This window comes from Halarcobacter sp., from assembly GCF_963675975.1.
Lineage (GTDB): Bacteria > Campylobacterota > Campylobacteria > Campylobacterales > Arcobacteraceae > Halarcobacter.
This window is the reverse complement of sequence record NZ_OY780939.1, coordinates 2,702,334-2,721,957: the sequence shown is the minus strand read 5'-3', so window position 1 is coordinate 2,721,957 and position 19,624 is coordinate 2,702,334. Positions and strand designations below refer to the sequence as shown.

At 27.8% G+C, this 19,624-nt stretch carries 17 protein-coding genes; 9 read left to right on the top strand and 8 right to left on the bottom strand.

The window, feature by feature from the left end:
* Positions 1-13 precede the first annotated feature (13 nt).
* The gene (locus tag ACKU3H_RS13490) at positions 14-616 is read left to right on the top strand and encodes a transglutaminase-like cysteine peptidase (protein WP_320034392.1); all 603 of its coding nucleotides are present in this window, start codon (positions 14-16) and stop codon (positions 614-616) included.
* On the top strand, positions 613-2,508 hold the full coding sequence (locus ACKU3H_RS13485; RefSeq protein WP_320034391.1) for a LapD/MoxY N-terminal periplasmic domain-containing protein: 1,896 nt from the start codon (positions 613-615) through the stop codon (positions 2,506-2,508). The genes ACKU3H_RS13490 and ACKU3H_RS13485 overlap by 4 nt, the downstream gene beginning before the upstream one ends.
* Positions 2,509-2,526: 18 nt before the next feature.
* On the opposite strand, the gene ACKU3H_RS13480 is transcribed toward ACKU3H_RS13485, so the two are convergent.
* Complete coding sequence (locus ACKU3H_RS13480) at positions 2,527-4,266, bottom strand: diguanylate cyclase (RefSeq protein WP_320034390.1); 1,740 nt, start codon at positions 4,264-4,266, stop codon at positions 2,527-2,529.
* 195 nt (positions 4,267-4,461) lie between these two features.
* Between ACKU3H_RS13480 and ACKU3H_RS13475 the strand changes: the two genes are divergently transcribed.
* Entirely contained in the window at positions 4,462-5,283 is an 822-nt protein-coding gene (locus ACKU3H_RS13475; RefSeq protein ID WP_320034389.1) for a PhnD/SsuA/transferrin family substrate-binding protein, read from the top strand.
* A gap of 1 nt (position 5,284) precedes the next feature.
* Entirely contained in the window at positions 5,285-6,778 is a 1,494-nt protein-coding gene (locus tag ACKU3H_RS13470) for a HAMP domain-containing sensor histidine kinase (protein WP_320034388.1), read from the top strand.
* 148 nt (positions 6,779-6,926) lie between these two features.
* Here ACKU3H_RS13470 and ACKU3H_RS13465 read toward each other — a convergent pair whose 3' ends face one another.
* From ACKU3H_RS13465 to ACKU3H_RS13440, 6 genes are read right to left on the bottom strand one after another with little or no spacing between them, the layout of a single operon-like run.
* A complete protein-coding gene (locus tag ACKU3H_RS13465) occupies positions 6,927-8,015 on the bottom strand; it encodes a glycoside hydrolase family 3 N-terminal domain-containing protein (protein WP_320034387.1) in 1,089 nt (362 codons plus the stop codon).
* The gene (locus tag ACKU3H_RS13460) at positions 7,999-9,258 is read right to left on the bottom strand and encodes a diguanylate cyclase (RefSeq protein ID WP_320034386.1); all 1,260 of its coding nucleotides are present in this window, start codon (positions 9,256-9,258) and stop codon (positions 7,999-8,001) included. Before ACKU3H_RS13460 ends, ACKU3H_RS13465 begins: the two co-directional genes overlap by 17 nt.
* A 13-nt stretch (positions 9,259-9,271) precedes the next feature.
* Positions 9,272-9,715, bottom strand: coding sequence for a GatB/YqeY domain-containing protein (locus tag ACKU3H_RS13455; protein ID WP_320034385.1), 444 nt, complete (start codon positions 9,713-9,715; stop codon positions 9,272-9,274).
* Positions 9,716-9,757: 42 nt separating this feature from the next.
* Positions 9,758-11,704, bottom strand: coding sequence for a ribosomal protection-like ABC-F family protein (gene abc-f, locus ACKU3H_RS13450; protein ID WP_320034384.1), 1,947 nt, complete (start codon positions 11,702-11,704; stop codon positions 9,758-9,760).
* Between the two features lie 60 nt (positions 11,705-11,764).
* Entirely contained in the window at positions 11,765-12,667 is a 903-nt protein-coding gene (locus tag ACKU3H_RS13445; protein WP_320034383.1) for a cation diffusion facilitator family transporter, read from the bottom strand.
* 6 nt (positions 12,668-12,673) lie between these two features.
* Positions 12,674-13,840: a pyridoxal phosphate-dependent aminotransferase gene (locus ACKU3H_RS13440; RefSeq protein ID WP_320034382.1), complete on the bottom strand. Its 1,167-nt coding sequence runs from the start codon at positions 13,838-13,840 to the stop codon at positions 12,674-12,676.
* Positions 13,841-13,929: 89 nt separating this feature from the next.
* Between ACKU3H_RS13440 and ACKU3H_RS13435 the strand changes: the two genes are divergently transcribed.
* Positions 13,930-14,517 (top strand): SprT family zinc-dependent metalloprotease, encoded by a 588-nt coding sequence (locus ACKU3H_RS13435; protein ID WP_320034381.1) that lies wholly within the window; start codon positions 13,930-13,932, stop codon positions 14,515-14,517.
* On the opposite strand, the gene ACKU3H_RS13430 is transcribed toward ACKU3H_RS13435, so the two are convergent.
* A complete protein-coding gene (locus tag ACKU3H_RS13430) occupies positions 14,501-14,734 on the bottom strand; it encodes a hypothetical protein (protein WP_320034380.1) in 234 nt (77 codons plus the stop codon). The genes ACKU3H_RS13435 and ACKU3H_RS13430 overlap by 17 nt on opposite strands.
* Before the next feature lie 153 nt (positions 14,735-14,887).
* Here ACKU3H_RS13430 and ACKU3H_RS13425 point away from each other — a divergent pair, with 153 nt between their 5' ends.
* The 4 genes from ACKU3H_RS13425 (at position 14,888) to guaA (ending at position 19,546) form a co-directional block, all read left to right on the top strand.
* On the top strand, positions 14,888-15,013 hold the full coding sequence (locus ACKU3H_RS13425) for a lipoprotein (RefSeq protein WP_320034379.1): 126 nt from the start codon (positions 14,888-14,890) through the stop codon (positions 15,011-15,013).
* Positions 15,013-16,464: an L-aspartate oxidase gene (nadB, locus tag ACKU3H_RS13420; RefSeq protein ID WP_320034378.1), complete on the top strand. Its 1,452-nt coding sequence runs from the start codon at positions 15,013-15,015 to the stop codon at positions 16,462-16,464. The genes ACKU3H_RS13425 and nadB overlap by 1 nt, the downstream gene beginning before the upstream one ends.
* 2 nt (positions 16,465-16,466) lie before the next feature.
* A complete protein-coding gene (nhaD, locus tag ACKU3H_RS13415; RefSeq protein ID WP_320034377.1) occupies positions 16,467-17,855 on the top strand; it encodes a sodium:proton antiporter NhaD in 1,389 nt (462 codons plus the stop codon).
* Between the two features lie 155 nt (positions 17,856-18,010).
* Complete coding sequence (gene guaA, locus ACKU3H_RS13410) at positions 18,011-19,546, top strand: glutamine-hydrolyzing GMP synthase (RefSeq protein ID WP_320034376.1); 1,536 nt, start codon at positions 18,011-18,013, stop codon at positions 19,544-19,546.
* Positions 19,547-19,624 lie beyond the last annotated feature (78 nt).

The following is a 19,624-nucleotide window of genomic DNA, read 5'->3' as shown; positions in this document are numbered from 1 at the left end:
ATACAATAGTTGAATGAAAATATTTATTATTATCCTATTTTTAGCTTTATCGTATTCTTCTGCTAGTTTTAGTAGTTCCTCTCTTATACAAAAAGTAGAGAAAAAATACAAGCGTTTTGCAAAAAATAGATTTGTAGCATTAGAGCGAACTATAAAAAGAGCGTCAAAAAAGAGCGAAGAGAAAAAGTTAGAGATAGTAAATGATTTCTTCAACTATGTACCCTATGGTGATGATAAAGATATTTATGGAGTAAGTGATTATTGGGCAAGTCCTTATGAGTTCTTAGCACGGGATAAAGGTGATTGTGAGGATTATGTTATTGCAAAATATCTTGTGTTAAAACATTTAGGTGTGTCTTCTAAAAAGATGTTTTTATCTTATGTTAGATTAAAAGGTTCAAAAGAAGCACATATGGTACTTTCTTATTTTAAAACACCTAATTCTGAACCTCTAATTTTAGATAGTGTAAATAAAAAAATATTCAAAGCATCAAAAAGAACTGATTTGACACCAATTTATAACTTCAATCCAAATATATTAAAAAATGGTAAGAAAACATCTGCTCATAAAAAATGGGATACATTAATGAAAAATTTTAGGGAGAATAAAATATGAGTCTATTTAGGCAAATTTCAATTTTACTATCAGTTATATTCATATTACTTTTTGTTCTAATTTTAACAATAAGTTTTAATCAAATAAAAGACTCTGCACAAAAATCACTATATGAAAATGTTCAAAATAGTGTATCTAATATTAGTCTTTCTATAACAAATGCTAAATTTGATGAGAGTACAATAAAAACAGTTTTAAATGCAAGTTTTGATAATGGAAATTATGAAAAAATTTTATTTAAAAATCTAGAAGAAAAGATTGTATATAAAAGAATAAAAAAAGAAGATACTGATGATAATGTGCCGACATGGTTTTTAAATTTTGTTAGTATAGATGAAATTTTCTCTTCATCAACAGTATCTCAGGGCTGGTCAATACTTGGTACACTTGAAGTTTATGCAAATAGAGATACACTTTATTTGCAATTATATAAAATATTTGTAAGTTTATCTTTTACTTTAGTTGCAATATTTATTTTTGTGTTATTAATAATTTCTTTTTTCTTTAAAACAATTTTAAAACCATTAATTATGATTAAAGAACAAAGTGATTGTGCTATGAATAATAATTTTATTTTTCAAGAAAAAATACCTTTTACTTTAGAGTTTAAATCATTAACTATCAGTATAAATAAAATGATTGAAAAAATACAAAATATGTTTCACCAAGCAAATGAAATTTTAAAAAGAAATAAAGAATTACTATATATAGATCAACTAACTAAACTATATAATAGAAATTATTTTATATTTAAAATAAGTGAATATTTAGATGAAAATAGTACAAATAATAGTGGATTTATTATCACCGTAGTATTAAACAAAATTGATTTATTAAATAAAAAAATTGGCTATGAAAGTGTAGATGAAGTAATTAAGTGTGTAACGAATTTTTTAAATCAAATTACGATGAATAATAACTCAAGTTTTAGTGCAAGAACAAAAGCAGGAGAATTTATTATTGTTTTACCTAGAGAAAATAAAGATAGAGTAATTAAATGGGCTGAAGAGTTATCTATAAATTTATCAGAAATTATGAAAAAAAACTATAATGAAAGTGATATAAAGTTTTCTATTGGCATTTGTTCATATAATAATCTAGATACAAATAGTAAGTTTTTAAGTAAAATTGACTTTACAATACTAAACTCAAAGATAAATAATACAAATAAAGAATATTATTTAAATGAAAAAGATATTTCAACATCTAAAAAAGATTTTAGGCAAATTATAAATTTTGCAAATAAAAATGATAGTTTCAATCTTTTATTTAGAAAAATAGTTGAGTTAAATACAAATAAGACAATATATAATACTATTAGTTTTGAAATTAAAACAGAAGATAAAAACTACGCTTATGGAGAATTTATCGCTTTAGTTATTGAACTTGATTTATTAGAAGAAGTTTATTTAAAGATTATAAAAAAAGTTTTAGATTTAAAATTGTCAGATGAAATAGTAACAATTCAAATTCCTAATAGGTTCATTGAAAATATGCCATTTGAGAAACTAAATAAAATGTTCAGTTCCACAAATAACTTTAAAAATATTATATTTGAATTAGAAGAGGAATCTTTTTTTAAAAACTATTTTAATTGTATTGTATTTGTTAATTTACTTAAAGATTATAAGTTTGACCTTGCTATTTTCAATTTTTTAGGAATCAGTCAAGACTACAACTATTTAAAACTTATTAAACCTAAATATATCAAAGTTAACAAAGAAATACTAGAGAGTGAAAATTTATATGCATTAAATATGATAAAAAACTCATTGAATATTGAATTAATAGCTACATCTGTTAATTTAGAGGAAGATATTAAATCTTTACAAGATAAAAATATTACTCTAATATCAGGTGAAGTAACTGAAAAGCTAAAAGATAAAAATTAGAATAAAGTAAAATTTATTCTAATTTATAACTACACAGTTTCTACCTTTTTCTTTTGCTTCATATAAAGCTTCATCTGCTCTATGAAGTAATGTTTTTATACTATCATCTTTTTGATATGTTGAAACTCCAAAGCTTGCTGTTTTCTTATCAATTACTGGAAAAGTGTGTTCTTCTATTTTTATTCTAATACTATTTGCTAAAGCTTTAATATCATCAATATTTATATAATTTATAATAATTAAAAACTCTTCTCCTCCCCATCTTCCAACAATGTCACTTTTTCTTATATTGTTTTTTAAAATCTTTGCAATTTCAATTAGTGTTGTATCTCCTACTTGATGTCCATATGTATCATTAACTTGTTTAAAATAATCCACATCAATCATTATTACCCCAAAGTTTTCATCATATCTTTTGGCTCTATCTATTTGAATCTCTATCTCTTCATCAAGTTTTATTCTATTGTATATATTAGTTAATTTATCAGTAACTGAAAGTTTTCGTAATTCTTTATTTTTTTCTTTTAATTCTTTTGTTCTTTCTTTTACTTTTAATTCTAGTTTATGTTGGTATTCATAGATTGATTCACTCATATTTAACAAAGAGTTAGATAATTCTTGGATTTCAAATACTCTACTATTTACTTTTTTCAAATCTGAATATTTTCTATTTTTTACCTTTTTACTCTCTTCAATTAATTTTAAAACTGGCTCAACAATTATTGATGCAAAATACCAAATGATTGGAAGTAAAACTAAAAATAGTATAACTGTAAAAATAATCATTAAATCAAAATATTTAGAATACTCTTTCATAACTTCATCTAAAGAAACAATCGAAACTAAATGGTTATATATATCATCATCTAGTTTTGAGTAGTTTATAATATAATCTTTTGAATTTATTGTATAAATAGATTTAGTGTTTATAGAGTTTTCTTTTATAAGTTTAGTTATTTTAGATATCAATTCTTTATTTGTTGTAGTTGTTGTAATCAATTCATTTGTTTTAGAAAAAATAAAACTATCCATAGTATTTAAAGAGTTCAATTTATCAATAGATTGGTTTAAATCTTTTAATAACACATCAAGTGCAAAGATTACATCATCGTTATATTTCTTTGCATAAGTCATTCCTATAGAATTAATATTTTTAAAAGAATAAGGAAGACTTTTTATTAGTTGACCTTCTTTATTAGAAGCTTTTTTAAACCAAGGTCTACTTGTAGCTAAATATGTATTTTCACTCTCTGATTCATCGATTTTTACTAAATTTTCATCATAACTAAGTATTTTTCTAATCTCTTTTTCTTTTCCATCTATATAGATTAGTAACCAACGTGATTTTAGAGATAAGGAATATTTTTTTCTAAGTGATTTGTCAATATCTAGATTTATTATTTCAAAAAAACTATTATCATTAAAAGCAAAGTAGGTTGAATATAAATTTTTATTTTTTTCTAAAATTTTTGTTAAAACATCGAGATATTGTTTTTTATTTTCAATAATTTGCTCAAAAGAGTTTAAATCCTCAAAAGAGATGCTAATTGCATCTATAAAAAAATCATTTTTTTTGTTTAAGACTTTTAAATTATTTTTTACTTCAGAAGAAGAAAGAACAAAATTGTCTTTTGTAATATCTAAAGAAAAATCTTTTATGAAAACTGTTTGAATATAAATCATAAATATAATAATTATTATAGAAAGAAATATAAATAGAGATAGTACAGTAAACCTAAAAGGGATATTTTTAAACATTTGAATCCTTGGATATTGATAAGAAGATTATATAGAATTATAATTATATTATAGCATTTACTTATTAATAAAAAATTATTTATTTAACTAATAAATTTTATAGTAAGAAAATAAAATATATCTTATATTATTTTAATTAAAAATAACCTTATTATAGATATAATTAATTAAAATTTATAAGAAGGGTTTAATATTATGAATTTGAAAACAATATTATTAGTATTTTTTACTTTATATACATTTATAAATGCTCAAGAAAATGATATAACTATAGGAATCGCTCCCCATTCTTCTACAAGAGTTATTCTTGAATCGCATCAAGACTTAAGATTGTTTCTTGAAAAACATTTTGATAGGCCAGTTAGAATTGTAACTGCAAAAAATTTTAGCGAGTTTTCAAAACGTTCAAATACGGGTACTTTTTATGATTTAGTTTTAACTTCTCCAAATCTTGCAGTACTTGCTCAAAAAATGGGAGATTACGAACCAATAATGACATACAAAAAAGGCTTGTCAACAATAATATTGTCAAAAGATAAAAATATATTAAAAAAAGAAAAATATCCTTTACATGTAATTGGTTTAGATCCTGTATCTTTCCCTACACTTGATGCGCAAAAATGGTTAGATGAACAAGGGTTTAATGAGGATGAAAAAATAAAATATACCTATACCAGTGCTACTGATAGTTCAATAGCCATTCTTCTAAATAATCATGCAGATATGATTATCATGTCTTTACCAAATTATCTAAAACTTTTAGATAATAAGATGAAAGATAAAGTTCATGTAATTTATCAAAGTGAACCTAAACCAAGTAGAGTTTATTTAGCAAAAGATAGAAATGGAATAACTCTTAATGAATGGAAAAAGGCACTAGATATATTTACAAAATCAAAAGAAGGGCAAAACCATTTAAAAAAGACTAGGCTAGAAGGTTTTAAAAAAATAGAGTCGAAAGATCTAGATGTTCTTAAACCTATTGTTGAAAAAACTATGAAAAGGTTATACAAGTAAGATGAGAATATCTTTATCCTATAAATGGGTAATCGCAAGTTTATTAATAGAAAGTTTAATGCTTACCTTAATGGTGATTAAAAATGTTGATCAACTTGAAGATAATCTATCCGTACAGACTCATATTAGACTTGATGAACAAAAAATTCTCTTACAAAGTGCCCTTGTTGCACCTATTGTTCAAATGGATTATGCAACAATTGATGCCATACTTAAAGAAACAAAAAAAATATCTACTATTGAATATCTTGCAGTTGTAGATAGTAGAAATAATTGTATATCATCTGTAGGATGGGAAGATTGTAAAAATTTACCCAGTCCAGAAAAAAATCCTTTTAGTAGTGAATCTTTAGAAGATGAAAGGTTTGATACTAGTATACCTATTGCTTTATCATCTCAAAATCTTGGAAAGGCATATTTAGGATTATCCACAAGGTTTTATGTACAAGCAAAAGAAGAGATGATTATAAGAAGTATAATAATAGCAATGGTTGAATTAATACTTTCAGCTTTTCTTCTTATAACTGTAAGTAAATGGATAATTAAAAACTTAGTTAAATTAACTCATACAGCAGATGCTATAGCCCATGGTGATTACTCTCAAAGAATAGATTTGGGAGATAGTAAAGAGACTTTTGAATTACAAAATTCATTTAATCTTATGGCTGAGAATATTGAAAAAAATATTGATAGTTTAAAGCTTTCAAATAAAAAAGAAAAGAAACTTTTTGAGAAATTAAAATCTCAACTTGAAAAAAATAATGAACAAGCCCAATTGATAAAACAGCAAACAAGAATGGCTGTAATTGGAGAGATGCTTAATAATATTGCACATCAATGGAGACAGCCTCTAAATGCTATTACAGTTCAATTAAGTAGTTTAAAACTAAAAAATGAATTAAATATTGTTGAAGAAAATGATATAAGTGATACTGCTGATAGTGTTATTAAATATGCAAAATATTTAAGTAATACTATTGATGATTTTAGAAATTTTATGAAAAGTAATCCAAGAAAAGAGAATTTTAGTATTAAAGAGAGTTTTCAAAAAGCTGTTGATATTGTAAGTGCTTCTTTAAAGAACAATTATATAAATTTGAAGCTTGAAGATACTGAGGATGATTTTTTTATAGATGGAATTAAAAATGAATTAACACAGGTTTTTATTAATCTACTTAACAACTCAAAAGATATTTTGTCGGAGAATAATATTAAACAAAAAGTTATTGAAGTTAAATTTTATAAAGACAATGAAGATATTATAATTACTATTCAAGATAATGCTGGTGGGATAAATGAGTCAATTATAGATAAAATTTTTGATCCATATTTTACAACAAAACACAAAAGCCAAGGTACAGGAATAGGATTGTATATGAGTACAAAAATTATAAATGAACATTTCAATGGTGAGATTATTGTCAAAAATGATGATATTGTGTTTGAGAATAATAGCTATAAAGGAGCTAAGTTTTTTATTGTTTTACCCACATAATGTATTTATTTGATTTTATCGAAAAAAGATTGTAAAATTATTCTCAGAGGTATTATTATGAATTTCTGGCATAAATTTAATAGATATTTTGATGGAAATACAAGTAAAATTATATGGATTCTTTTAGGCTTACAAACTCTTATTGTAGCTATTGTATCTTATCAGTAAAATTTTTTATTAGTTTATTTGATTCTATGATTTTAGATAACTTTATCTCTTTTTGTTCAATTAGATTATAAATTGTATCAACAATTGTTTTTAAATCATTTTTATCTAATTGATTTCCAAAAAGTAATATATTAACACCTGCATTTATAGATAATTTTATTCTTTCTCTTAAAGAATAATGTTCACTTATAGCTTTCATTTGCAAGTCATCACTTATAATTACACCTTTAAATTTTAATTTTTCTCTTAAAATTTTTGTATTTATTTTATAAGATAGTGTTGCAGGATATTCTTTATCAAGTTTTTTATTAAATACATGTGCTGTCATAATAAAATCAACCTTATTATCTTTTATCAATTGTTTGTAAGGGTTTAACTCCTTTTTTTTCCATGTATTTGTTATATCTACAAAACCTTTATGTGAATCAGCATTTGATGAACCATGTCCTGGAAAATGTTTGATTACAGAGCCAATACCATATCTATTTTGCTCTTCAATAAATACTGAAGCATATTTAACTACTTCTGATGGATCTTTAGAATAAGAACGTTCTAACTGCACTATAACTTTATTATTAGGGTTTATATTTAAATCTACAACAGGAGCAAAATTTAGATTTATTTTCATCTTTTTTAAATTGTATGCTAATTTTTGATATTCTTTTTTTGCTTGATTTATATCTTTAGAAGAGATATCTTTTGCACTAGGTGTAAGAAAAAAACCATTATTAGGATTTAATCTACTAACTTTCCCTCCCTCTTGGTCAATAGATATAAACATTTTATATTTTGAATAGTTTTGTATATTAGAATTTAGTTTTTTTAATTGATTAGGATTTAGTATATTTTTTTTCTTTTTAGTTTTATAATCTTTATTAAATAAGATCACACCACCTAAGTTATATTTATCTATATTTTCTTTTAAGCTTGAATTTAAAGTTTGGCCCTCAAAGCCTATTATGATTGTTCTTCCAATTAGTTTTTTAATCTCTTGTTCATTTAAATTATTTGCATTTAAACAAGAGAATAAAAGTAGTATTAGAGCAATGGTTTTAAATAACTGTACCATCTTCTAAGATTATTCTATTTCTTCCAGCTTCTTTTGCCTCATATAACAACATATCTGCTTTTTGTATAGTACTATCGTAGCTGCTGTGATTATTTCTAATAGATACCCCAGCAGAAAATGTTAAATGAATTTTTTGATTTTTATATACAAAACTATTTGCTTGTATTATTGATTTTATTCTTTTTAGATATTTTAATAATTCTCTTTTTAGATTAAAATGAACTACAGCAACAAACTCTTCTCCACCATATCTTGAAACCACATCTAAATCTCTTGTGTTTTTCCCTAAAATTTTTGCAAATGTAGAAAGAATAACATCACCTGCTTCGTGTCCATAAGTATCATTTATCTTTTTAAAGTGATCAATATCAAAAAATACAATTGCATATTGAGTATTGTTGCGTATAAAAGTATTTTCAATCTTTTTAATTGCTTCATCATAAGCTCTTCTTGTAAGAAGTCCTGTTAGATGATCTTTTATACTCTCTTCTCTAGTTTTTTCTAATTCTTCTTGTAACCTTTTAACTTGCTGTTCTAAAGTTTCAACTTCAGATTTCCCTGATGTTAATTTTTCACCTACATTATTCATCTCATCTTCAATAGATTTTGCTGCATCTATAAGTTTTGTTTGAAGAGATGTTAATGTTTTTATGTCAGGAGTTTGCATATCCATTGATTGGATTTCTGATTTGATATTTGATACATTTTCTGAGCCATTGCCACTACTTTGGATTGCATCATTAAAATACTGTCCCATAAGAGTTAACATTTTAGCTATTTCCGCAGTTTTTTGTTTTACAACTCTTTTATCTGCTTCAAATCTTTTAGTTATATAGTTTTGCATCTCTTTTTGAATATCTTCTTCAAACATTAAAGCTGGAGAATCACCAATTTTTATTGAAAACTTATTTCTCTCTTCATTTATATCTATACTGATTGAAGGAACAATTGATTGTTGAAAGATTTTAGCTAAAGAGCTTAAGTTATCTTTTGAAACTCTATTTAATAAGATTGGTATCAAGTCTTCAAAAGTTGTTATATCTTTTTTTTCTATCTCAATTTGTTCATTTTTGCTTAGTTTACTTACTAATTCTTTAAAAAGTTCACACTCTTGGATTGTTAGATTATGAACTTTTGAAAATTTGCAAAACTCTTTATGGTATTCATTTGGAGTTGCAGGAATACCTTTTTCATGAAGGCTTAGTATTGTATCTTTTACTACTTTTTGAACTTTGGATTCCATTTTTTAATCCTATTTATCCCAATAATTTTTTTGTCATTTCATTGATTCTTTTTCCATCAGCAACACCAGCAAATTTCTTACTTGCTTGTCCCATAACTTTACCTATATCTTTCATAGTTTGGGCATTTACAGCTGCAATAATCTCTTTTAGTCCAGCTTCTAATTCTTCATCACTAGCTTGAGCTGGTAGGTATTCTTTAAACACATCAATTTGTTCTTGCTCTTTTTGAACTAATTCATCTCTTGAAGCCTCTTTGTATTGTATTACAGCTTCTTCTCTTTGTTTTATACCCTTTTGAATAAGTTTTATCACATCTTGATCAGATAATTCTTTTCTTTCATCAACTTCAATTTGTTTAATCATAGTATTTATTGCTCTAATTGAATCTCTTTTTACAATATTCTTTTCTCTCATTGCAAGTTTTAAATCATCTTTTAGTTGTTGTTTTAAACTCATTCTTTTGTCCTTCTTATAATTTGTCTTTATTATATCTTATTACTAGTTAAAGCTTTCAACCATCTCTTCTAGTTCTAAAAATCTTTCTACTTTTTCTTCATATATTTTTTCTGTTTCCTCTAATTCTTTAGAAACAGCAACTATCCCTTTTTCTTCATAACAAGATGGTGTAGATAAACAAACATTTATTTGTTCAATCTTTTCTTCTAATTCTTCTATCTCTTTTGGTAAAGAATCATATTCTCTTTGGTCTTTGTATGAAAGTTTATTCTGTTTTTTTGGCTTGTTATCTTCTTTTGTTTGAGTTTTTTCTTTTTCAACCTCTAATTCAAAAGAGCTTAACTCTTTTATCTCTTTTTCAATTTCTAAATATTCAGTATATGGCTGAAAACTCTCTTCAACTATTCCTGCACCTTTAAAAACAAAAAGTTTTTTAGCAATCTTATCCACAAAGTATCTATCGTGGGATACAAATATCAATGCCCCTTGAAAGTTTTGTAAATACTCTTCTAAAATATTAATTGTAGGAATATCTAAGTCATTTGTTGGCTCATCAAGTATTAAACAATCAACTTTTTTAGTAAAAAGTAGGGCTAGGGCAACTCTATTTTTTTCTCCACCACTTAAAACACCTATTTTTTTCTCTAAATATTCCCTTGGAAAAAGGAAGTTTTTCAGATATCCAAATACATGCATATTTCTTCCATCATCTAAAACAACTCTATCTCCACCATTTGGACAGAATGTCTCCATGATGTTTTTATTATCATCTAGCATATCTCTTTGCTGGTCAAAATAGCCAATATTGAAATCACCCTTTTTAAACTCTCCACTATCAACTTTCATTTTTTCCATAAAGATTTTAAGAAGAGTAGATTTACCACTTCCATTTGGTCCAACAATTGCTATTGTATCTTTTTGTAAAATTCTTGAAGTAAAATCTTTAATAAGAAGTTTATCTCCTAGTGTTTTAGAGATTTTATCTAACTCATATAGCATCTTTTTTTTATTTTGTTGCTTCTCTTCACTGTTAAAAGATTTTTGTTCTCTTTGTAGTTCAACAGACATTTTTTTGATTAAAGCAGGGTTTGATTTTGCTTTCTTTTTTAAATCAAAGTATTCAGCTTTTCTTCTTTCATTTCTTTTTCTTCTAGCTGTAACACCTCTTTGCATCCAGTGAGCTTCTCTTTTAACAAGTCTTAAAAGGTTTTCATGCTCTTTTTGCATATTCTCAAGCATTTGTTCTTTTTGCTCTAAATACGAAGAATAACCACCATTAAATTTTTTTAAGGCACCACCTTCAACCTCTACAACTGATGTTGCAATATTATCAATAAAATATCTATCGTGAGAGATAAAAAGTAGGGTGAAGTTGTTTTTTAAAAGTAGAGATTCTAAAAACTCAACCATATAAACATCAAGATGGTTTGTAGGCTCATCAAGAAGTAAAATATCAGGTTTTTTAAGAAGTAACCCAGCAAGACTAACTCTTCTTTGCTCACCACCACTTAAAAGGTTTACATCTTTGTGTTCATATTGTTTTAGTTGAAACTCTTCTAAAACCCTTTCAATCATATTATCTAAGTCCCAAGCATTATGAAATTCGATATATGTTGCAAGTTCACTTTGTCTTTTTAAAAGCTCTTGGTTTTCATAATCTGTAATGATTTGATTAGTAATATTTTCATATTCAGTTTTTGCTGATTTTAATTCTGTTAGTTGGGCTTCTATTGCTTCTCTAACATTTATACCAGATTTAAATTTTGGTTGTTGGTCTAACATCTCTATTTTTACAGATTTATCAATAGAAATTTCACCATAATCAGGCTCAACTTCATTCATAATGATTTTAAATAAAGTTGATTTCCCTTGACCATTTTGACCAATTACAGCTATTCTTTGACCTTCTGTTAAAGTAAAATTAACATCTTTTAGAATAACTTTTATATCGTATTGTTTGCTTATGTTTTGTAAGTCTATTAGTGCCATTTTAAATATTGTAATCCTATATAAAGTTTTTAAATGTCATTGTTTAATAAATATAAATTATTATACAATAGAGCAAGTTTTAGATGATTCGTTTATCTCAAAATCATCATAGGGATCCATATGAATGTTTATAACCCAATCTTTTTTTGAGTTAATCATTTTTATTTTTTCTTCTATTCTATCGGTGATTCTATGAGCTTCCATTAGAGTTATTAAGCAGTCAAATACTAAGTGTACTTCTACAAATGTTTGGTTTCCTGCTTCTCTTGTTTTTAATAAGTGGTGAGTGTTTATTCTTTCTTCAGCTTCTATAATTTCAACTATATTTTCAACAATCTCTTCATCTACAGCTCTATCTAATAAAACTAAAATACCTTCTTGAATTAATTCATAAGCTGAATAGATGATAAAAATTGAAATTCCACCACCAACTACTACATCTATAAGCTCTATACCGGTGAAGTTAACAAGTACTAAAGAAACTAAAACAGCTATGTTTGTATATACGTCAGTTTTATAATGTAAAGCATCAGCTTTTATTACCATACTGTCTGTTTGTTTGGCAACTCTATTTAAAAATAAAACTAGTGCAATAGTGATAATCAATGAAATAATCATTACAGTAAGAGATATACCCAAGTATTGAGAAACTTCGCCTTTTATGGCTTTTTCAATAGCTTGATAAAGTAAGAATAAACCAGAAAGTGTAATTATGGTACCTTCTATAACAGAAGCTAGAGCTTCAATTTTTCCTCTACCATAATTAAATGTTTCATCTGCTGGTTTTTCAGAGTTGTTAATTGCAAAGTAATTAAATACTGAAACAAACATATCCAGTACCGAATCAATTGCAGAAGCCAAAACTGCAACTGATCCACTAGCAATACCAACTACTAATTTAATCAGGGTTAATAATGCGGCAACACTACTTGAGACTATCGTGGCTTTTTTTTGTGCTGTCATAATTTATTATTTTTCTATAAAATCTTTAATTCTTTTAATTCCCTCTTGAATACTTGCTAAATCTGTAGCAAAAGAGAATCTGAAATAACCTTCCATACCAAATGCAAGTCCAGGAACTACTGCAACACCTTTGTCTTCTAAAAGATCAGCTGCAAATTTCATTGAATCAGGAGTTACATCTTTAATATTTACGAAAAGATAGAATGCACCTTGTGGATTAAAACAAGATACCCCTTTTATTGCATTGAATGATTCAACAGCAATATCTCTTCTCTCTTCAAAAGCTTTTCTCATCATCTCAATATCAGCATCAGCATCACCTTCAAGTGCAGGGATCGCTGCATGTTGAGTGATTGAGTTTACATTTGAAGTTACTTGACCTTGTAATTTAATCATAGCTTTTACAATCTCAACTTTTGGAGTTGCTATATAACCAAATCTCCATCCAGTCATAGCTACAGCTTTACTTAATCCATTGATTGTAATTGTTCTTTGGTACATATCTTCACTTACACTAGCAGCTGCTGTGAACTCTTTCCCATCGTACATGATTTTTTCATACATCTCATCAGACCAAACAAGAATATCAGTTCCCTCTAATACTTTTCCAATAGCTAAAAGCTCTTCTTTTGAATATACAGCTCCAGTTGGGTTTGAAGGAGTATTTAGCATAATAGCTTTTGTTTTAGGTGTGATAGCTGCTTTTAATTGTTCAGCAGTCATTTTAAATTCTGTAGATTCATCCGTATCAATAAATACTGGAACACCATCAGAAAATTTTACTTGCTCTGGATATGTAACCCAATATGGAGCTGGAATGATAACTTCATCACCCTCTTCAATTAATAATTGACATAAGTTAAATAAAGAGTGTTTAGCACCATTACTAATCACTATTTGATTTAATTCATAAGTTAATCCATGGTCTTTTTTTAATTTATTAATAATTGCTTGCTTTGTTTCAGTGATACCCTCTACAGCGGTATATTTTGTAAACCCGTCTTTAATAGCCTTAATCGCAGCATTTTTAACGATTTCAGGAGTGTCAAAATCTGGTTCACCAGCACTAAAACTTAAAATGTCTTTACCTTGAGCTTTAAGTTCTCTACCTAAAGCAGTAATAGCCATTGTTACCGACGGAGATAAATTCTCCATTCTTTGCGCAATTTTCATTAGTTTTTTCCTCTAATAATTTTCAATATGTTAATATTATGAGACATAATATTTTTAGGATTTTATCTAAAAAATACTTAAGGATTAGTTTGAATTTTTTAACAAATATTAATAATAAAGAGGTCACTGTAGAATTAAATAAAAAAAGAGGCATGAAACATACCTACATGAGGTTAGTATCTTCAAGTATGATACGAATTAACTCAAATATTTATTTTACAGAAAATGATGCAAGAAACTTAATTGAGAAAAAGAAAAAATGGTTAGAAAAAAATCTACTACAATTGGAAAAAAATACTTTAAATAATGATGAATTTCTTTTTTTGGGAATTAAACACAAAAATTTTGATAATAGAAATCTAGATAGATTTTATAAATTAGAAGCACAAAAAATGATTCCCAAACTAGTAAATGAATATTCTGAACTAATGCAACTTTTTCCAACTGCAATAAAGTTTAGAAAAAATAAAAGAACTTGGGGAAGTTGCAATTATAAAAATGAACTAAACTTTAATACTCTGCTTATGAAGTTTCCAATCCCTTTAATAGAATATGTTGTAGTTCATGAATTAGCTCATATTAAACATAAAAATCATTCAAAAAGATTTTGGAATTGTGTGGAAGAGTATTGTCCAGATTATAAAGAAAAGATTAAAGAGTTTAAGAGTTTTTTATAATCTCTCTTATCTCTTCAAATTTTTTATGTAATTTTTCATCTTTTATATTATTCGCAAATATACCAAAAGATCGCTCTTGATAGTTGTTCTCTTGTATTATTGGTTTTTGTTTTTTTTCTATTTTATTTGTTACAAAAAACCTTACATCGTCGATATTTGCAATGTTTGACTTTTTTAATAAGTCATTTATCAAACTCTTGTTATACTCAAATTCCATTTTATAAACAGGATGAGTTAACACAAAAAAGAAGATTTGTTTCCTAATATAGGCGAATTTAACGCCTTTTTTCAATTTAGGCGGTAGTATTTCAATTATCTTTTGAATCGTTTCTTGTGTATTAATTCTTCTGAATTCAGGATTATTTTTAAGATGACAAAGTATTTCACTCAATTTTTTCATGTTGTTATTATAGCAGGAATTTTATTATCTTTAAGTGGATGTGGTTATAAAGCCCCTCCAACATATGTGCCAGATACTCAAGAAGTATCAAAATAATGGTTGTTTATGATTATATTATTATAGGTTCAGGTGTAGCTGGTTTAAATGCTGCACGATTAATACCTGATACAAAAAATGTATTAATCTTATGTAAAAAAGAACCTTGGGAATGCAATACCTTTTGGGCACAAGGTGGTATTGCAACAGCTGTTGATAAAGAAGATATTCCAGACCATATTAAAGATACTTTGGTTGCAGGAGTTTATCACAACAATAAAGATGCTGTAACAGTATTAAGTGAAAACTCTAGAAAAGCAATTGATAACTTAATAGAAGATGGAATGAATTTTGATCTAAATGATAAGGGTAAAATAGCCTTTACCAAAGAAGCAGCCCATAGTAGAAGTAGGATTCTTCATGCTGATGGTGATGCTACAGGTAGAATGATACACCTTTTTTTAATGGGAAAATTCCCCCACAAACTAGAAACTAATTGTGTAGTAAATGATTTACTTATGCAAGATGATATTTGTTATGGGGTTAAATATTTCATAAATGAAACAGAAGAAAAAGTAGCTTTTGCCCATAATACCATTATTGCTAGTGGTGGAGTTGGCTCAATATATAAGTACCATACAAATTCAACTGCAGTTGCAGGGGAAGTTCAAGGTATATGTGTTGAAAAAGGTTTAACTTTAAAAGATATGGAGATGATGCAATTTCATCCAACAGTATTTAAAGGAACTTCATTTGCTAGAAAAACTTTACTTAGTGAAGCTTTAAGAGGTGAGGGTGCTTATATTGTAGATGATAATGACCATAGATTTTTATTTGATTATCATAAAGATGGAGAACTAGCTCCAAGAGATGTTGTAAGTAGGTCAATCTTTGATTATCATAAAAAAACAGGCTCAAATATCTATTTATCTTTTGACAAATTTGAAAAGAAATGGTTTAGAAAAAGATTTCCAAATATATATGCTAACTTTGAAGACCTAGGTTATGATTTACCATTTGAAAAAGTACCAATCTCTCCAGCTTTTCACTATGCAATGGGTGGAATTGCAACTGATATTAATGCAAAAGTATTAAATACAAAAAATCTATATGCAGTAGGTGAAGCAGCTTGCACTGGAGTACATGGTGCAAACAGACTTGCTTCTAACTCTTTACTTGAAGGTTTGGTTTTTTCTAAACTTGCAGTAGAACACTCTTTAAAAGAGGATTTTAAAATCGATCACTCTAAGTATTTAAAAGAGATAAAAAAGTGTATTAGAAATAAAAGTATTGATAAACCAATAAAAGACAGAGTAAGAAAATTAATGTGGGAAAATGCGGCAATCGTAAGGGATTTTGACTCTTTGAAAAAAGCTTTATCTGAGATAGATGAGTTTTTGAAAGAAGATGTGGGAAGACTACTATATTTAAGGTTGCTTACGGCAAAATCTATTTTAAAAGCTGCAATTGACAGAAAAGAGTCTCTTGGAGCACACTTTATTAAGGAGTAAGAATGTTAAAGATTCTGATGGTATTATTATTATCATCTCTAGCTTTATTTGCAAGTGGCGGTGGCGCTGCTTCTGGGGAAGTTGCACCAGATTTAACTATGACTTGGGTTGGATTTGCGTGTTTATTTATTTTTGTAGTAGGTTACTACTTTGTGGCGGCAGAGGAAAAATATGAGATAGATAAGGCAAAGCCAGCTTTATTTATTGGTACATTTATGTTTATCTTAGTTGCGCTATATTATTCGTTAAATCATTTAGATATGGGATTAGTTCATACTCAAGCTCAACACTTAATTTTAGAAATTGCTGAAATTTTCTTCTTCTTATTTGTTGCAATGACGTATATTGAATCATTAATCCATATGAATGTATTTGATAAGCTTAAATACAACCTTGTTTCAAAAGGGTTTACTTATAGAAAACTTTTCTGGGTAACTGGTATTTTAGCATTCTTTATATCTCCAATTGCAGACAACTTAACAACTGCACTTATTCTTTCTACAGTATTAATTACAATTGAAAAAGAGAGAAGAGACTTCTTAGTTCCTGGTGCTATTAATATTGTTGTTGCAGCAAATGCAGGTGGTGCTTGGTCACCATTTGGAGATATTACTACACTTATGGCATGGACTGCTGGTAAAGGTGCATTTGGAGATTTCTTATTTTTATTCCCTGCATCAATTTTAGGATATCTAGCTACAGCTGTTTTATTATCTAAAGTTGTACCAAATGAAAAACCTACTTTTGACGCTTCTAAAGAAGTTGTTCCAGTGATGGCTGAAGGTGCAAAAGTTGTAATGGGACTTGGTGTATTTACTATTTTCTGTGCAGTTATGTCTCACCAAGTATTACATCTACCTGCAATGTGGGGTATGATGTTTGGTCTTTCTTTACTTAAAGTTTATTCTTATGGACTTAAAAGAAGACATGGTAAAGACCACTTTAATATCTTCCACTCAATGGCTAAAATTGAAAATAACACATTGATGTTCTTCTTTGGTATTTTAGCAGCAGTTGGTGCATTATACTTTATTGGATGGTTAGCATTAGCAGCAATCGTTTATGACCCATCAGTATTAGGACCAACATGGTCAAATATTGGAGTTGGTTTTTTATCAGCTATTGTTGATAACGTACCTGTAATGTCAGCAGTTCTTAAAGCAAATCCACCTATGGAACATGCTCAATGGATGCTTGTAACACTTACAGCTGGGGTTGGTGGTTCACTAATCTCATTTGGTTCAGCAGCTGGTGTTGGAGTTATGGGTAAACTTCATGGTATTTATACTTTTGGTTCACATATGAAATATGCTTGGACTATTTTAATTGGATATATTATCTCTTGTGCGATTTGGTATGTTCAATTTGAGATGTTTGGTATAGGTGCATAAGCTTAAATCACAATCTCAAAAGCCATTCAGTCTTAGACTGGATGGCTTTTTTTTTGCCCAATTTTCTTTTAAAAAGAATCCCATTAATTAATCGTCTTCAAATTCCTTTTTAGTTATAATCGCGGTACTTTTAAAAAATCAAAGGAATCATTTTAATGAAACATGTACCAATAGTTGTATTAGATTTTGGTAGTCAATATACACAAATCATTGCAAGAAAACTTAGAGAAGCTGGTGTTTATTCTGAGATTGTACCGTTTAGTGAGAGCATAGAAGATATTAAAGCTAGAACTCCAAAAGGTATTATCCTTTCAGGTGGACCAGCATCAGTATATGCAAAAGATGCTTATCACCCAGACAAAGAGATATTTGATTTAGGTCTTCCTATTTTAGGTATTTGTTATGGTATGCAACTTATTTCTCAATATTTTGGTGGGTCTGTTATTCCTGCAGATCATCACGAATATGGAAAAGCAAAACTTACATTTGAAAAAGAAAGCGATATTTTCAAAGACACTACAGATGGTCAAACTGTATGGATGTCTCATGGGGATAAAGTTGACAAATTAGCTGATGGTTTTGAAGTTATTGGAACAAGTGAAAACTCTCCTTTTGCAGCAATTGCAAATATGGATAGACTAATTTATGCTTTCCAATTCCACCCAGAAGTTTACCATTCAGAGCAAGGGAGCAAAATCCTTAAAAACTTCGCAAAATATATTTGTGGTTGTGAATCAACTTGGAATATGGGTTCTTTTGCTAAAGAACAAATCAAAAAAATCCAAGATCAAGTTGGAAATAAAAAAGTTCTTTGTGGTGTATCAGGAGGAGTTGATTCTTCTGTAGTTGCTACACTTTTAGCAGAAGCTATTGGTGACCAACTTATCCCAGTATTTGTTGACAACGGACTACTTAGAACAAACGAAAGAGAACAAGTTGAAGCTATGTTCAAAAGTAGAGGTGTAAACCTTATCACTTGTGATGCAAGTGAAACTTTCCTTTCAAGACTTGAAGGTGTTACTGACCCTGAGAGAAAAAGAAAAATCATCGGAGAAACTTTTATTGAAGTATTTGACGAAGAAGCAAAAAAACACGATGGAATTGAGTTCTTAGCTCAAGGTACACTTTATACAGATGTTATTGAATCAGTATCTGTAAAGGGACCATCAAAAACAATCAAATCTCACCACAATGTTGGTGGACTACCTGATTGGATGACATTTGAACTAATCGAGCCTTTAAGAGAAATCTTCAAAGATGAAGTTAGACTTTTAGGACTTGAATTAGGACTTCCAAAAGATATGATTGGAAGACATCCTTTCCCTGGACCAGGACTTGCTATCAGAGTTATGGGAGATGTAAATAAACCAGATTTAGAATTACTTAGAAAAGCTGATGTTATCATGCTAGATGTTTTACATGCAACTGGATTATATGATAAAACTTGGCAAGCATTTACAGTACTACTAAATGTAAAATCAGTAGGTGTTATGGGTGATAACAGAACTTATGATAACACAGTATGTGTTAGAATAGTTGAAGCAACAGATGGTATGACTGCAACATTTGCACATATCCCTCATGATGTATTAGAAACTATCTCTAGAAGAATCATCAACGAAGTTGATGGGATTAATAGAGTGGTTTATGATATCAGCTCAAAACCACCAGCAACAATAGAATGGGAATAAAAGCGATAGCTTTTATTCATCTTGCACTAGATTTAGGTTAGAAGTACTTTTAGCCACCAGCAACAATAGAGTGGGAAT

Coding starts and splice junctions, on each gene's coding strand:
- nadB (WP_320034378.1), top strand. CDS start 15,013: ATGGTTGTTTATGATTATATTATTATAGGTTCAGGTGTAGCTGGTTTA.
- abc-f (WP_320034384.1), bottom strand. CDS start 11,704: ATGGCACTAATAGACTTACAAAACATAAGCAAACAATACGATATAAAA.
- ACKU3H_RS13425 (WP_320034379.1), top strand. CDS start 14,888: ATGACAAAGTATTTCACTCAATTTTTTCATGTTGTTATTATAGCAGGA.
- ACKU3H_RS13440 (WP_320034382.1), bottom strand. CDS start 13,840: ATGAAAATTGCGCAAAGAATGGAGAATTTATCTCCGTCGGTAACAATG.
- ACKU3H_RS13460 (WP_320034386.1), bottom strand. CDS start 9,258: ATGGAATCCAAAGTTCAAAAAGTAGTAAAAGATACAATACTAAGCCTT.
- ACKU3H_RS13455 (WP_320034385.1), bottom strand. CDS start 9,715: ATGAGTTTAAAACAACAACTAAAAGATGATTTAAAACTTGCAATGAGA.
- ACKU3H_RS13445 (WP_320034383.1), bottom strand. CDS start 12,667: ATGACAGCACAAAAAAAAGCCACGATAGTCTCAAGTAGTGTTGCCGCA.
- ACKU3H_RS13470 (WP_320034388.1), top strand. CDS start 5,285: ATGAGAATATCTTTATCCTATAAATGGGTAATCGCAAGTTTATTAATA.
- ACKU3H_RS13465 (WP_320034387.1), bottom strand. CDS start 8,015: ATGGTACAGTTATTTAAAACCATTGCTCTAATACTACTTTTATTCTCT.
- ACKU3H_RS13430 (WP_320034380.1), bottom strand. CDS start 14,734: ATGGAATTTGAGTATAACAAGAGTTTGATAAATGACTTATTAAAAAAG.
- ACKU3H_RS13475 (WP_320034389.1), top strand. CDS start 4,462: ATGAATTTGAAAACAATATTATTAGTATTTTTTACTTTATATACATTT.
- guaA (WP_320034376.1), top strand. CDS start 18,011: ATGAAACATGTACCAATAGTTGTATTAGATTTTGGTAGTCAATATACA.
- ACKU3H_RS13485 (WP_320034391.1), top strand. CDS start 613: ATGAGTCTATTTAGGCAAATTTCAATTTTACTATCAGTTATATTCATA.
- ACKU3H_RS13490 (WP_320034392.1), top strand. CDS start 14: ATGAAAATATTTATTATTATCCTATTTTTAGCTTTATCGTATTCTTCT.
- nhaD (WP_320034377.1), top strand. CDS start 16,467: ATGTTAAAGATTCTGATGGTATTATTATTATCATCTCTAGCTTTATTT.
- ACKU3H_RS13480 (WP_320034390.1), bottom strand. CDS start 4,266: ATGTTTAAAAATATCCCTTTTAGGTTTACTGTACTATCTCTATTTATA.